Raw genomic sequence first — 14,328 nt, forward strand, 5'->3', positions numbered from 1 at the left:
GTAGGGGCCCCGCCCTTACATTCGCAAATCCACATGAAACGGCACGATATTTTCCTTCAGGTTAACATTCTGGGAACCCAAAATGGCCCGCAGCAGGCCCAATCGGCAGAGGGGGCAAGCTAAATTCTGGTAACTTAGCTTCTCTTGCTCTTAACGTGAGATACGATTCTCACCAAGGGGGAGGGCGAGCCGTGGGGCCGTCTTCATGATTATCCAAGAATGTCGACGGAAAACGGGTTTCCCATGCATACTTTTCGCTGTGTTTGTCACAGTAAGCTCTTCTTCGGCAATACCAACTGCGTTTCGTGCCAACGCACGGTAGCCATGTGTCCAGCATGCCGTCAAGTTTCGGCAATGGAGGAACTTGAGGACGGAACGTGGAAGTGCCTGCGTAATGGTTGCGGTCAGAGACAACGTTTTTGCCAGAATCGCGTGGAACATGCCGCTTGCAACTGGGGGGTGCTATTCGAGGAAAAAGACCAGACGCTGTGTACCAACTGCCGTTTGAACCAGATGATCCCCGATCTTTCGGTGCCTGGTAACTTAGAGAAATGGCAACGCCTGGAAGCTGCCAAGCGTCGTGTGCTGTACATCATCGAGGCGATCGGCTTGCCGATTGGCATGCCAGATCAGGAAGAGCTTTTACCGCTCGGTTTCGAGTTTAAAGCGGACGGGGCCAAGCCGGTGAGCACAGGGCATGCAGGTGGGCTGATTGTGATCAACATCAAAGAAGCCGATAGTGTTCATCGCGAACAAACCCGAGTTGAATTTGGCGAGCCGCAACGAACCCTGGTTGGCCACTTTCGCCACGAACTGGGGCATTACTATTGGGACTTGCTGGTAAAGCCCCATCACCTGGAAGCCTTTCGGGAAAAGTTCGGCAACGAAGAGAGCCCCACCTATACCGAAGCCCTGCAAGCCTACTACGCCAACGGCCCGAAGCCCAATTGGCCGAAGCAATATGTATCCGCCTATGCCAGCATGCACCCTTGGGAAGACTTTGCGGAAAGCTTCGCCACCTATCTCGACATGGTGGCGATTGTCACCACGGCCGATCACTTCGAGCAAGAAAATCAACGGTTCGAGTCGTATGACTTCGACGAGCTTCTAAACGCGTACCGTGAAATTGGCATTATGGCCAACGAATTCAACCGTGAGATCGGCCTGTTAGATTTGGTTCCCGAAGTCTTCACCGCTCCGGTGATCGAAAAACTCCGCTTTGTGCATACCCTGACCGGATAGACCCCCGCTTCTGGCGGTTGACTTTCTTGGGTGCGGCTCGCTACCGTATTGCTTCATGGAGCTTAACCCCAAGATGTCTACTGCTGATGATCCACGGAGCGTTCCGGTCGATGGCGATCGGTTGCGCAAGTTTCGCCACACAATTGGCCTCACCCAAGAAGAGGCAGCGGCCCGGTCTGGTTATACCGAGCGATTGATTCGCAAACTTGAACGGGGCGGCCCCGTTCAGCTGCAAACCGTAAAAGATGTGCTGGAAGCGTATGCGCAGCTTTCGGAAGAGATTAGCACCTATCCGCTCGAACTGATCTTACTTCACCGCAACAGCCAAACCCCAGAGAAGCTAATCCGGAACTGGTTCGATCGCGTTTTCAATCAACGCGATCTCGCTGCGATCGACGAGTTAATGCACCCCGAGGTCGTCCTGTTCGCCGAAGGGGAAACGCGGATTGGGCGCCAGATCATTCGCGAGCGTGTCGCGGCGATCTTGCGTGGCTTCGATCCGCTGCATATCGAGATCGAGAATATCATTGCCGGTCCGGACCACGGGGTTGCCTATTGGCATGTCGAAAAGACCCACGTGGGCGAGTTCTTAGGAATTCCAGCGACCGGTAAAACGGTTACCCTGCGCGGAAGTTCGTACGCCAAATTCGCTCACGACCAAATCATAGAGGGACGCGATCACTGGGACGTTCAAGACTTGGTTCAAAAGCTTACCGGCCATCCCAGCAAGCCGGTTTGATCAGCCGTATTATTACTGCCTCTAATCCGCAACGACTTCTCCCCATTGCCCAATGCGAGCTTACCTCGCTTGTACCTCGAAGATCAAAATCTTTCAAAGCGGCAGCCACTTCTTGTATGGGCAACATTCGTGTCGTGAGCACGATTACCGTTTGCGTGTTAAGGCATTTCGGCATGACGCGAAATGCTCCTCTCCGCAAATGATCTTCTGATCGTTTCCAATCCCACAAAGCTTTGCGACGAGATCGTTTGCGGGGGAATCTCTGGCGTCGGCAGTCGCCTTGCCAAGCAACCTGGGTCAGCCAAACCGCTTAGTTAATGCTTGCTGACAAGGGACCTTTTTAACTCTGAAAAGAATAAAATGATTTAGCGTGCTATCAAAAACAGCACGTCGCTGCTTAAGCGTTCAACAAATCGAGAAAACCAGTTCAGCAAGAGGTCATTTTTTAACCACCCTCGCGAGGCGAATACGCCGTCACAAAGAACTAAACTCCCCCCAGACAGGCGAATAAAACAGACACAATTCTCTCTATTGCGTCTAACCATTGTCGTTTTTGCGCAGAAATACAAAATACAATCGCAGCGGAACGGTGAATGATATAACGTCACATCAATCTTTTTTTTCTCTTCCATTTTCTGTTTGTCGCTCTTTGTTGGGCATGAGGGAGGAACTCATGGTTCTAAGGTCACGGCGTGGCTTCACGCTTGTCGAATTGCTCGTCGTAATTGCGATCATTGGTGTCTTGATCGCACTTTTGTTGCCGGCGGTGCAACAAGCACGCGAAGCCGCTCGCCGTATGAGTTGCAGCAACAACATGAAACAGTTGGGGCTGGCACTGCACAACTATCACGACACCTTTAAAGTCTTTCCTTATGGCTGGCTATCTTCTAGCCAACGGCAAACACTGAAGCGTGATTGTTGGTTTCAGCGGATCTTGCCATTCATTGAACAAGGGGCAATGTACGATCAGTACGAGGCCTGGAATGGTGAGTGGATCATGGATACTCCGCCAGCGCTCAAAGACTTGCAAGTCGAGATGATCGTCTGCCCATCCGAAGCCTCCTCGCCTGCCGTGGGTGGTTCCGGCGGAAAACGCGCTGGTGGCGATGGCTTCCAAGGAAGTTATGTTGGTTGCCGAGGCTCACAAATCTTGCAACGGACCGGCGAGAACGGTGGTATCTTCAACTTGGCATCGAAGACCAAGTTTGCCTCGGTGATCGATGGTACCAGCAACACGCTGGCTTTTAGTGAAGCGATCATTCGTGGCTCAGCCAACACCGGTGGTTGGGGCGGCCCAGGTGGTTATTGGGGTGGTGCTGAATGGGGTGGCTTTGGCTACACCTGCTACGAGCCGCCAAACACCACGGTTCCAGATCGAATCTACAAGTGTAAGAACGAGAGTTTCCCAGGTTCCCCGTGTGTTTCTGTAGGCAGCACGACTGAAATCGAAACCTACGCACGCAGCTATCACCCAGGCGGTGTCATGGCCACGCTGTGCGATGGTTCGGTCCGTTTCATCCCCGAAACGATCAATCGCCAAACTTACCAAGCTCTGGGAACTCGCCAAGGCGGTGAAGTCGTAGGAGAGTATTAATCTCGTTATGAAACAGGCAAACATGAAACAGTTTCAACCCTTGCTACTTCTGGCATGTGGGGTCTTCACAGCCTTAACCGGATGTGGCGGTACGTCAGGTCCGAAGACGGTAGACGTAACCGGCAAGGTTTCGCTTGATGGAACCCCAGTCGATAGCGGACAGATTTACTTCCGAGCCGAAGATGGCAGCAACACGTACGCTACCAAAATCGAAAAAGGAGCTTACGAGGCAAAAGTCACACCGGGCGCCAAGAAGATTGAAATCATTGGCTACCGCGACATTCCTGGTAAGTTCGTGGAAGTGAATCCTGGTGAGAAAGAACCTGCTCGCGAAATGTTCATTCCTCGGCAGTTTAACAGCGATTCGACCTTGTCGTTAAACATCGGGGAAGATCAAAGCAAGCTGGAAGAAAACTTCGAGCTGAAAACCAAAGGTTAATCAGCAAACTCTCTAAAGAGACTACTCTCTCTCAGGCAGGCCATCGCCATCCCCGGCTGTGGCCTGCCTGTTTTTGTTGGTACTCGTCATTTGAGGCGGCATCGGTTTCCTCGCGTTGAACCAAGCAAACAAGATCGTCCAAAACAGCCAGACTGGCGGCATCACAAAGATGGTCCAACATGCTAAAGCAACCGCATGCTGGACGCGTTGCTCGACCGATTCAAATGGCGGCTGCTGAAAGTTCGGCGGGGCCAAAAGCGGCGGATGTTGTAGCCCTGCCAACAGAGCGATCAAGAACATCAGCAGAGAAACCAACGGCAGAACAAGGACCGCTCTGATGCAACCTGGCATCTCGCGCGGCCCCACCAGTCCTCTTTGTGCTACGAAAAAAGCCAGCGTGGTGTCCATCGCAATTAAAGCAATCCACCCTTTGGCAAAGTTGACCGTGCCGATCCCAAAGCAAACGGCAAACCCCACCACAATCAACAGCAAGTCGGTCATCTGAAATTGCCCAGGGCGGGGCAGGGGAGCCTCGGCTTGAACCGGTGTTCCCCCTTCTTCTTGTGCGGCCCTTGGGGGCGGCTGAATCAATTCTTCTAAGAAAGTGGCCTGCCAGAATAACCAAATGATCGGGGTGATAATGATCGACCACATCGATAACCCCAACGCATGCTGCCCCCTTTCCACCCAAGACTCGAACGGCAACGCTTGGTCGGCATTCACGATCCACGGTGCGGGATAACGCAAGCCAGTCAACAAGGCCAAGCCAAAGGTTATCGCAATAACAAGCGGCAAGGCAGCAAGCGGTGCCAGGCAGCCTCGAAGTTTTTGATAGTGTCGATTCAGAAAGAACAACAACGAAGTCAGCAACGCGACGACGCTCGACCATCCCCAGTACGGATCCAGACTGCCCAACCAGAAACAGACTGCGAATCCCAAGATCAGCAACAACAGATCGTTAATTCGCAACTGCATATTAATGCCAGGGGAAAACAAGCTTCATCAGCAGAGTGAAGCTTGATCGAGTTCGGCGTTTCCCCGCGAATCAGGCAACACCAACGGCGTTCCTGATTCGCAGACATCTATAATTTCCCCTCTTGAAGAAGAGGAAACAAGTCTTCGCAAGCGGTTTTAACCAGCGACTGCGTTACACAGCTTCGTCAGTCCGAGCTAGTTTCTTGCGGCGAAAGCCTCGCAGCGTAGCCGTTGCTGCGGCAAAACTTCCCAGCAAAACCAACATCGAGGGCTCCGGCACTGGGGTCACTGAAAAATCTTCGACCGTAAAGTTATCGATCGCAAAATACAACGGCGTGTTGACACCGTAGGGACCGACATCGCTTGACTCGAAGGAGAAAGAAATCGAGCGAGCCCCACCTAGCGAAGTCAGATCGATATTCGCCCAATCGCTGAGAATGAAGTCTTGGCTATTGTCGGCAAACGTGAAATCGGCCAGACTCACGACGAGTGAACCAAGCAGATTACCGGTTCCATTCAAATCGTCAAAGCCGCTGAAGATCACCCGCAAGAAATCTGGATCGTTGCCACTATCGCCACCAAACTTCTTGGAAAAGAAGTCGCCATCTTGCATCGAAAGCCCTGTGTACGTGGCGTTGGTGATGTCCATTGATTTGGCGGACATATTACTGGGCAGATTGATATAACCGCTGCCAAAGCCAACCGCGTACGTTCCACCGGCGACCGAACCGCCAGCGCCGTCCGAGCCACCGCCAGCGAATGAAGCATATTGGTTGGAATACCCAGGCGTTGTTGAGTCGGCCACGTTCGACCAACTCCAACCACCCCAACTGTCGTAGTCCGAGTTGTACGTATTGCTAAATTCAACTCCTCCGGCCGCCCAAACCTGCGAATGCTCGGTGCCGCCATAAGATCCAGGCGCGCTGCCGAGATGGGTGTAGTTGTCACGTAAAGGGGCACCGGCGCTGGTATCCCCGTTATAGTAGCCACCGCTGTTGACCGGTAGCGATTCAAAATCGATGACCATTCCCGCCTGAGCGTGTTGGAATGAGAGAAGAGCCAGTAACAAAATTGCAACGATCCGCATAACTTACCTCAAAATAAGACGAAAACACGGACCATCGCTCGCTACCCGCCTCTGCTGATGAACAAAGAGCGTGGCCAGCAAACACCGTGGCCCGTTCCAAGTTGGAAGTCGAGTCCGCTAGAGACAGCGGCAAGCTGATTGTCGTGAATGCGGTTTCTCACACGGCCTAACAACAAACCGTTTCCCAGCTTGATCCAACCTACGGGCCAGACAACTGAGCTTAGAAACCAATACGACAACCAAACAAAGACGCCATGAACACCACGCGGAGAACAACGGCAACGATCGCCCCAATCCAAGAGGGCACTTCATCGTTTCATTCGAGGTAGGTCTTCTGACTCGCTGCCTTAACGTTTGCTCTCAGCCTTCTCATCCGTTAGCCCTGAAAACACTCAGGCGAACAATGGCTCATTCCCAAGAAAGGAGCAAAATTTGCGATTCAAGTAAAATCGCAGGCAGCACACAGCGGCCGGACCGTCCCGGAATTGTCTTATTTAAAGAAGACGCACCGGAGTTCCCTGTTCACTTTATTGACACAATCAACAAAGATCACCTCGAACACCTCCCAGCGTATCGCCAGCCGCCGACTTGTCAATCGGTGCGTAAGGAGGTCTGCAGAGCGAAGTGTGGCGATCAACGTTTTCTCGAACGTGCCTACTTCTTGCACGCCCCAGCAATCGCGCACGACACGCACGAGTCACCACACCCGCCAGCCTTTTCGTCGGTGCCACAGCCAGGACCGCAGCCGGTTTCCAGCAGATCGGAAAACTGACTGATCCCTGCTGCCGCGTTGTAGGTTTCGGCAAGGCGATCGGTCAGTTCGGTCACTTCTGGTGGAACTTCCCCCAAAAAATGGAAGTAGAGCGAACTGCCATCGAACAATTGTTCGACTTCGAGCAGCGGAATGTGAATGCCACGCTGAGCCAGTTCCTTTTCGCACGCGGCGAAGGCTTCCTGGCGGTTGCGTTCCAAGCGGGCCAACAGCAAATCATCGGAAACGGTCACGCCACGTAAGATCGATCCGTCCGACGAAGCACCTTCCACCGAAGCACCATCGGCTTCGCCAGCTGGGGCCAAGATTTCCCCTACCTCCAACCCCCGCGACGTACGACAAACCACGCGCATGCCGCGCGCGTACGCCACCGCGTCGACCGACGTAAAGCGGCCCACATGCCCCAGCACTCCCACGCGCACGAAGTGATGGCGGGTAATTTCAAAGGTATCAGATACGTTTTCGTGGCTCAAACAAGGTCTCCTTGCCTGCATTCTGGCCCAAATCGGGGGTGCTGCCAAGTGTCGATGGGCACTGACCTTACAATTCCCTGGCAAGCGTTTTAGAATGATTGGTCGGTTTGGGCCATCTTTCGTCCCTTGAAAAGTGGCCTGCCGATCATTGTTTCTGGATCTATCCGAAAGTAAAGAAGAGAACGCCGCCGATGTCGACGACGACGCAATCCTGGTCTGCCCTTGCTGATGAAGTCCTTCGTGGTCATCAATTGACGTTGGAAGAGGGCCTTTCGCTCCTCCAATCGTCCGATGACGAACTGTTGGACGTGATGTCCGCCGCGTTCAAGATCCGCCGCCAACACTTCGGCAAGACGGTACAGTTGTACCAGCTGATGAACGCCAAAAGCGGCCTCTGCCCAGAAGATTGCGGTTACTGCTCGCAATCGAAAGTTTCCGATGCAGAAATTCCCAAGTACAACTTCCTCAGCCGCGACAAGCTGATGGAAGGGGCCAAGATCGCCGCCGAACGGGATGTGAAGACCTACTGCATCGTCATCTCGGCCCGCGGCCCGAACGAACGGGAAATGAAAGCGGTCGAAACGATCGTCCCTGAGATCAAAGAAAAGTACGACCTGAAAATCTGCGCTTGCCTCGGGCTGCTTTCCCCTGAACAGGCCGATCGCTTGAAGGCCTGTGGTGTCGACCGCGTGAATCACAACGTCAACACGAGTGCCGAATACTACGAAAAGATCTGCTCGACCCACACCTACGAAGACCGTATTCAAACCCTTTCGGCGGTCCGTGAAGCTGGCCTCGAATTGTGCAGTGGCGGCATCGTGGGCATGGGAGAATCGGAAGCAGACATCGTGAAGATGGCCCTCGAACTACGTGAGTTGGGCGTTCACTCGATTCCGGTCAACTTCCTCAATCCAATCGACGGCACACCGCTGCAGGGTCTGGGTAAAGACTTGAGCCCACGCCAATGCCTCCGTATTTTGGCCGTCTACCGCTTCGCCAACCCAACCAGCGAACTTCGTATCGCCGGCGGTCGCGAAATCCACCTCCGCAGCCTGCAACCGCTGGGCTTATACGCCGCGAACTCGATCTTCCTGGGCGATTACCTAACAACGCCAGGGCAGAAAGCGGAAGACGATTACCGCATGCTGGAAGATCTTGGCTTTACCGTTACCAAGACGGAAGAAGTCTCGGTCGGCTCGGCTTAGGTTGCCTTTCGATTCCACTCGTTGGAATCCCTCACCCGAACCCTCTCCCTTCAAGGGAGAGGGGACAATAGACGGGTGTGAATCAACTTTCTACAGCCCTTCGCCAATCTTTAGCAGCTTCCCGGTCGCCGGGTCTTTGCCTTCTGCTTTGCCATCGCCATTGGCAAATTCCGTGATGTACAACTCGCCGTCGGCATTGAAGGCCATCGCGGTGGGTTGGTCGAGGTCGAGTAACTTGGTGGCTTTGATGGCCTGTTTGCCGTCGCGGCGGATCGCGTCCAGACGGTAGAGGCCCCCTTGCTTCGGATCGGCCCAGCTATAGTCAACGGCGTACAAACGGCCAGTCTTAGGGCTGTAGGCCAAGCCCACGACGTCGTATAGCTCGGTTGGCAAACTCAACAGCAGCTTCTTCGACTTTTGATCGTAGAATGTCAGCAGACTGTCTTTCGTGTCGTTGATTTCCCCCATTTGACCCACCACGATCTCGCGGCGAGGACTAATCACGATCGCGGCCGGGGCGTCAACGCTAACCACTTCTTTGGTAGGAATAAAACGAGTCAGTTCTCCCAAGCCATCCATCTCTAACGGGCAGCGAGCGACCCAGCCCTTCTTGTCGTCGCCGTTGGAAGTCACATAGATGGCCTCTTGATCGACGGCCACGCCGTAAAAGTTTCCTTCGCCTGGGACGTCATCGCTCGGCTTGAGCGGGTTCGTCTTCTTGCCCATGTCGGCTTTGATACCACCGTCGCCGATCTCGTCGACATGGTAAACGCGGACGACTTCCTCGCCATCTTTCAGGCTGCCGTCGCCAACCACCAGGTGATCTTTATCCAAGAAGGCCAACCCCAATGGCCCCATCAAATAGGTCGGGCCTTTGCCATATTCGTCCTGTGGAAAATCCTTCACGACCACTTCCGCTTTGCCATCGACAACGCGAATGATTTGCGAAGCGGCGGACTCCGCGACGTAGACAATTCCTGTCTCCGGCTGCACGGCCACCCCGGTCGGGCACTTCAGGCCATCGAGAATAACTTCTGGCTTGATCTCCGCTTTCGCGGAAACTGTCATCAATAGAGCAAAGGAAAGGGGCAGGGCAAATCGGCGGAGCATGCGAGGGCCTCGTTCTCGAAAATACTAGTGCAGTTGATAAGGTATAGTTTGCCGCATAACGCAAGGTTTTCCAAGCGTAAGCGTCAAAGACCTGGCAGAAAAACGAGGGCACAAGCACAACGGTACAAATCATCAAGCCGTAATTCGCAGGCTACGTCGAGACGAAACTTACGAGTCTCGGTACAAGCAGAGCCCCCACAAAAGATAAACCGTACCAAGCCCTCTCCCGATTAAAAGGGAGAGGGGACACGATTTGTGGTGCCAGCGCGAAGAATGCGCTTAAGCGCCAATGCCGTGGGCTTTTTCGTAGGCGGCGATTTCGTCTTCGTGCGTGAGCGTCAAAGCGATGTCGTCGAGCCCGTTGAGCAGTTTGTGGCGGCGGAATTCGTCGATCTCGAACGGAATTTCCAGGCCTTGCCCGTCGGTGATCTTCTTTGTTTCCAGGTCGATCGTCAGCTTGTAGCCTTCGGTCTTGGCCTGGCGTTGGAAGATCTCTTCGATCTGTTCTTCGGTCAACGGAATCGGCAGAACGCCGTTCTTGAAACAGTTGTTGAAGAAGATATCGGCGAAGCTGGGGGCCAGCACCGCACGGATACCGTAGTCGTCGATGGCCCAAACGGCATGCTCACGGCTCGAACCGTTACCGAAGTTACGACGAGCTACCAAGATGGAAGCTCCGGCAACTTCGGGCTTGTTAAGTTCAAATTCCGGATTGGGCGAGCCATCGTCCAGAAACCGCCAGTCGAAGAAGAGAAACTGACCAAAGCCAGTTCGTTCGATCCGCTTCAAAAACTGCTTCGGAATAATTTGGTCCGTATCGACGTTGGCCCGGTCCATGGTCGCGACCAAGCCGGTCTCTTTAATGAATGCTTGCATGTTGGTTTATTCACTTATGTAGGGTCCGCTATGCGGACCAAAAATGCAGGTTCATGCCAAAGTGGGTAACATCAACCATCGCAAGGCCCACCTCACGGGCCCTACGTGATTGGTTGTTTTCAACTATTTGTAGTCCCACTCGCGGACGTCGACAAAGTGCCCAGAGATTCCAGCGGCGGCGGCCATCTCGGGGCTGACCAGATGAGTACGCCCACCTTTGCCTTGGCGACCTTCGAAGTTACGGTTGCTGGTCGAAGCACAACGTTCGCCTGGTTCCAGCTTGTCGGGGTTCATTGCCAGACACATGCTGCAACCTGCTTCACGCCATTCAAAACCGGCTTCGGTGAAGACCTTATCGAGCCCTTCTTCTTGAGCCTGCTTTCGCACCAAGCCACTTCCTGGCACAACCATCGCATGGACGTGATCTGCTTTCTTGTGACCTTTCACAACGCTGGCAGCAGCACGCAAATCTTCGATGCGGCCGTTGGTACACGAGCCAATAAAGACGCGGTTGATCTTCACGTCGGTCATCGGAGCCCCAGCTTTGAGGTCCATGTACTCCAGGGCCGATTCGGTCGAACGGCGTTCCGTCGCATCGGCGAAGTCGCCCGGCGAAGGGACGTTGGCATTGACGGCACAAACCTGACCAGGATTGGTTCCCCAGGTCACTTGCGGAGCAATATCCTTGGCTTGGAATTCAATGACTTTGTCGTACTGGGCGCCTGGATCGGAAGGCAAGTTCTTCCAACATTCGATGGCAGCGTCCATGTCTTTCGGGGCGAACTCACGACCGCGAATATACTCGAAGGTGGTTTCGTCTGGGGCAATCATGCCAGCCCGGGCACCCGCTTCGATCGACATATTGCAGACGGTCATCCGCTGTTCCATCGTCAAGTTACGCACGGCTTCGCCCGTGTATTCCAAGACGTAGCCTGTTCCGCCAGAGGTGGTCAGGTGCCCAATCAGGTACAGCACCAAATCCTTCGCGGTAACTCCCTTGGGCAGCGTTCCATTGACGCGCAGTTCCATCGTCTTGGGTGGGCTTTGCAGCAACGTTTGCGTAGCCAGTACGTGCTCGACTTCGCTTGTCCCAATACCAAACGCCAACGCACCAAAAGCACCATGCGTAGCGGTGTGACTATCGCCGCAGACGATCGTCATGCCAGGCTGCGTCAGGCCAAGCTCAGGGCCGATCACGTGGACGACGCCTTGCTTGATGTCGTTAAGGTCGAACAATTGAACGCCGAATTCTTCGCAGTTACGGCGGAGTGTGTCGATCTGCTGCTTAGAGATCGGATCGACGATCGGAAGCGAACGGTCGGTCGTCGGCACGTTGTGGTCAGGCGTCGCCTTGGTTAGTTCTGGGCGGCGAACCTTGCGGCCAGCTAGCCGCAGTCCTTCAAACGCTTGGGCACTAGTAACTTCATGCACCAATTGAAGGTCAATGTACAGAAGGGTCTGCTTGCCAGGTTCGGCAACGACACAGTGGTTGTCCCAGATCTTCTGGAACATCGTACGGGGGGCATTCTCCGCGATCATTCAACTCTTCCCCAAACGGCTTTGAATAGGCCAACAATAGAAGGACACAAGTGACACAAAAAGTTCACTTGGGCAGCCACTTCCCTAGCGAACAGCCAGAGAGAGTTGGCATAATGGTAGAGCGGCATTATATCCCGTTTTCCCGCCAACCGGGAGGGGCAGGGGGCAAGCGGGCACAATCCACGGTGCTATCAGGGTTGGCTTGCAAACAACCTCGTTGTTTTTTGATGAGCAGAGGCAATCACCTGAGACATCGCCAGAAAGCCCCGCCAGGGCGATTCTAGAAAGCGATCGCCAGGAGAAATAACATTCGACTGGCTTTAGGTACGAATCCCCACCGGCAGCGTTTCTTCGACAGGGTCTGGCTGCGGGCATTCGGCGATAGTTTCGTTCTCAGTCCACCATCGCACGGCGTCTTTTTGATGCCAAGTGCCGTAAGCTTCACACTTCTCCAGGTCATCGGCCATGTCGAGAATGGCCTGAAATCGCTTGTTAGGATCTTTCTCCAAACACCGTAAGACAATCGCCTCCAAGTCTTCCGGAATGGTCGAGACCAATTGCGAAGGAGGAACGACCGGTTCGTGAGCGTGGGCAATGATGACCTTAATGGGGCGTTCGTACTCGAACGGTGCGTGCCCGGTCAGCATGAAGTAAGCCAAGACACCCACCGAGTAAATGTCGCTGCGGTTATCTGGCTCGCTTTCGCCGCTGGCCTGCTCGGGGGACATGAACAAAGGAGAACCAGTGATCATCCCTTCCTGTGTCAGGTTCGAGTCTTCGGTCGAAGCGATCGGCTTGGCCAAACCAAAGTCCAGCAACTTCGCCACATCGAAATAACCACCTCGCTTAGCAGCAAACACATTCGCGGGTTTGATGTCGCGATGGATCATCCCTTGCGAATGGGCTTCGTTCAGGGCATCGCAGATTTGACGCAACAAATGGATCACGCGTCCAGGCGGCAACGGACCAAAGCGATGCACCAAGTCCGAAACATTCAGGCCGGGTAAGTACTCCATCACGTAGTAAAACGTGCCATCTTCGGTGCGACCGTAATCGTAGATGTCGATGTTGTTCCAGTGCGACAACTTCGACGAAGCATGCACTTCACGTTCAAACCGAGCCAGTACATTGGAATCGCCTGCTTTTTCGGGGCGAATGATTTTGATCGCGCAAGGACGCTTCATCAAATAGTGATGCGCGAGATAAACTTCGCCCATGCCGCCAGCCCCAAGACTACGGCTGAGTCGGTATTGGCCGAGTTGCTTCGCGTGAAAAGCTTCTGTCCGTAAGACGTTAATCGTGTAGACCCCAAACACGGCGACACCGCCACAAAGGATCATCTTCATCGCGATTTCGGCCATCATTTCGGGGCTGCCGTACATCACCGCAGCACAGGCCCCGTCGGTTGCCCAAGCATACGCCAACAAGGCAATCGGCGCCATCACCATGGCTCCGATCACCATCGCAGCGCGTTGCCACTTGTTGGGAATAAAGAGAGCGTAGATGAAGATCAACAACAACCAACCAGGGGCCGGGTTTTGTAGCATCTGATGCCGTACCGCACAAATCTGCATGGTGTGATACTGCAATAACAACAAAAACAATGCCGGCAAACCAAACGTCACCAACTCTTGCATTTGCAAAAGTCCGCGTCGCATATCACACTTCGGGCAAAGCAAGTAGGCACTGCCACCCAAAATCACTAATATCCCGGCGTGCAGACTAATCAAAAACGAACCTTCTCGCCCGACGTCATCCCCTGCGAAGTGATCGTACAAGTGCCACACAAAATAGACGGCAAAGATACCGAACATTACCAGTGTGGCGACCCGCAAGCGAAAGCGAAGCAAGGATTGCGTTACCCGCGAGAAGTGCGGACTGGAAGACCCTTCAACCAACGCAATGTGAGGCGAAGAAGATTGGGTGGCGGTTACCCCGCCTCCCGTCGATGCGGCTCCGCTTGGCGCAACAATCGTCTCCTCGAAATGCCGATCCATCGAATTTGGGGGAGTGTCACTGGCCATAAAGCTGCTTAGAAAATCACGCGCGAAGTGAGCGGAGTATTCCTTGTTGTTTTTATATTAACGTGTTCGTAAGCAAGAGGCGAATCTTTCCCATCCTCGGCTTAAAACCTCTTACCTGGCAATAGGGCCGAAAAACTACCCTTCACACCGACTACAAAAGATTCTCTCCCGTAAGCACCCACCTATCAAGCATTATCCTGCCGCTAAAAAGATGCCTGGCAAGTTGTCACCAAGAAGACTCCTCTCTTATAGT

At 53.8% G+C, this 14,328-nt stretch carries 12 protein-coding genes and 1 riboswitch; of the genes, 5 read left to right on the forward strand and 7 right to left on the reverse strand.

From position 1 onward, the window contains the following. Nucleotides 1–243: 243 nt before the first annotated feature. The 4 genes from DTL42_RS19980 to DTL42_RS19995 all read left to right on the forward strand — a co-directional run bounded on the left by DTL42_RS19980 (nucleotide 244) and on the right by DTL42_RS19995 (nucleotide 4,014). Nucleotides 244–1,242, forward strand: coding sequence for a zinc-binding metallopeptidase family protein (locus tag DTL42_RS19980; RefSeq protein ID WP_158545484.1), 999 nt, complete (start codon nucleotides 244–246; stop codon nucleotides 1,240–1,242). A gap of 73 nt (nucleotides 1,243–1,315) precedes the next feature. Next, nucleotides 1,316–1,981, forward strand: a complete 666-nt coding sequence (locus DTL42_RS19985; protein ID WP_114371338.1) for an ester cyclase — start codon at nucleotides 1,316–1,318, stop codon at nucleotides 1,979–1,981. A 673-nt stretch (nucleotides 1,982–2,654) separates the two neighbouring features. Beyond that, nucleotides 2,655–3,575, forward strand: a complete 921-nt coding sequence (locus tag DTL42_RS19990) for a DUF1559 domain-containing protein (RefSeq protein ID WP_114371340.1) — start codon at nucleotides 2,655–2,657, stop codon at nucleotides 3,573–3,575. A 22-nt stretch (nucleotides 3,576–3,597) separates the two neighbouring features. Further along, nucleotides 3,598–4,014 carry a hypothetical protein gene (locus DTL42_RS19995; RefSeq protein WP_147274374.1) on the forward strand — a complete coding sequence of 139 codons (417 nt, stop codon included), beginning with the start codon at nucleotides 3,598–3,600 and terminating at the stop codon, nucleotides 4,012–4,014. Between the two features lie 21 nt (nucleotides 4,015–4,035). On the opposite strand, the gene DTL42_RS20000 is transcribed toward DTL42_RS19995, so the two are convergent. The 3 genes from DTL42_RS20000 to DTL42_RS20010 all read right to left on the reverse strand — a co-directional run bounded on the left by DTL42_RS20000 (nucleotide 4,036) and on the right by DTL42_RS20010 (nucleotide 7,321). After that, the gene (locus DTL42_RS20000) at nucleotides 4,036–4,989 is read right to left on the reverse strand and encodes a hypothetical protein (RefSeq protein ID WP_114371344.1); all 954 of its coding nucleotides are present in this window, start codon (nucleotides 4,987–4,989) and stop codon (nucleotides 4,036–4,038) included. 172 nt (nucleotides 4,990–5,161) lie between these two features. Then, nucleotides 5,162–6,076, reverse strand: a complete 915-nt coding sequence (locus DTL42_RS20005) for a DUF4465 domain-containing protein (protein WP_114371346.1) — start codon at nucleotides 6,074–6,076, stop codon at nucleotides 5,162–5,164. Between the two features lie 307 nt (nucleotides 6,077–6,383). Further along, nucleotides 6,384–6,648, reverse strand: a riboswitch (cobalamin riboswitch). An 82-nt stretch (nucleotides 6,649–6,730) separates the two neighbouring features. Then, nucleotides 6,731–7,321: a PSP1 C-terminal domain-containing protein gene (locus tag DTL42_RS20010; protein ID WP_158545485.1), complete on the reverse strand. Its 591-nt coding sequence runs from the start codon at nucleotides 7,319–7,321 to the stop codon at nucleotides 6,731–6,733. A 191-nt stretch (nucleotides 7,322–7,512) separates the two neighbouring features. Between DTL42_RS20010 and bioB the strand changes: the two genes are divergently transcribed. After that, on the forward strand, nucleotides 7,513–8,526 hold the full coding sequence (bioB, locus tag DTL42_RS20015; RefSeq protein ID WP_114371350.1) for a biotin synthase BioB: 1,014 nt from the start codon (nucleotides 7,513–7,515) through the stop codon (nucleotides 8,524–8,526). Nucleotides 8,527–8,616: 90 nt separating this feature from the next. Here bioB and DTL42_RS20020 read toward each other — a convergent pair whose 3' ends face one another. The 4 genes from DTL42_RS20020 to DTL42_RS20035 all read right to left on the reverse strand — a co-directional run bounded on the left by DTL42_RS20020 (nucleotide 8,617) and on the right by DTL42_RS20035 (nucleotide 14,075). Beyond that, entirely contained in the window at nucleotides 8,617–9,636 is a 1,020-nt protein-coding gene (locus tag DTL42_RS20020; RefSeq protein ID WP_114371352.1) for a hypothetical protein, read from the reverse strand. 279 nt (nucleotides 9,637–9,915) lie between these two features. After that, nucleotides 9,916–10,512 (reverse strand): 3-isopropylmalate dehydratase small subunit, encoded by a 597-nt coding sequence (gene leuD / locus DTL42_RS20025; protein WP_114371354.1) that lies wholly within the window; start codon nucleotides 10,510–10,512, stop codon nucleotides 9,916–9,918. Nucleotides 10,513–10,635: 123 nt separating this feature from the next. Continuing rightward, entirely contained in the window at nucleotides 10,636–12,051 is a 1,416-nt protein-coding gene (gene leuC / locus DTL42_RS20030) for a 3-isopropylmalate dehydratase large subunit (protein WP_114371356.1), read from the reverse strand. A 320-nt stretch (nucleotides 12,052–12,371) separates the two neighbouring features. After that, nucleotides 12,372–14,075 carry a serine/threonine protein kinase gene (locus DTL42_RS20035; RefSeq protein WP_114371358.1) on the reverse strand — a complete coding sequence of 568 codons (1,704 nt, stop codon included), beginning with the start codon at nucleotides 14,073–14,075 and terminating at the stop codon, nucleotides 12,372–12,374. Between the last annotated feature and the right edge of the window lie 253 nt (nucleotides 14,076–14,328).

This window comes from Bremerella cremea (assembly GCF_003335505.1).
Taxonomy (GTDB): domain Bacteria; phylum Planctomycetota; class Planctomycetia; order Pirellulales; family Pirellulaceae; genus Bremerella; species Bremerella cremea_A.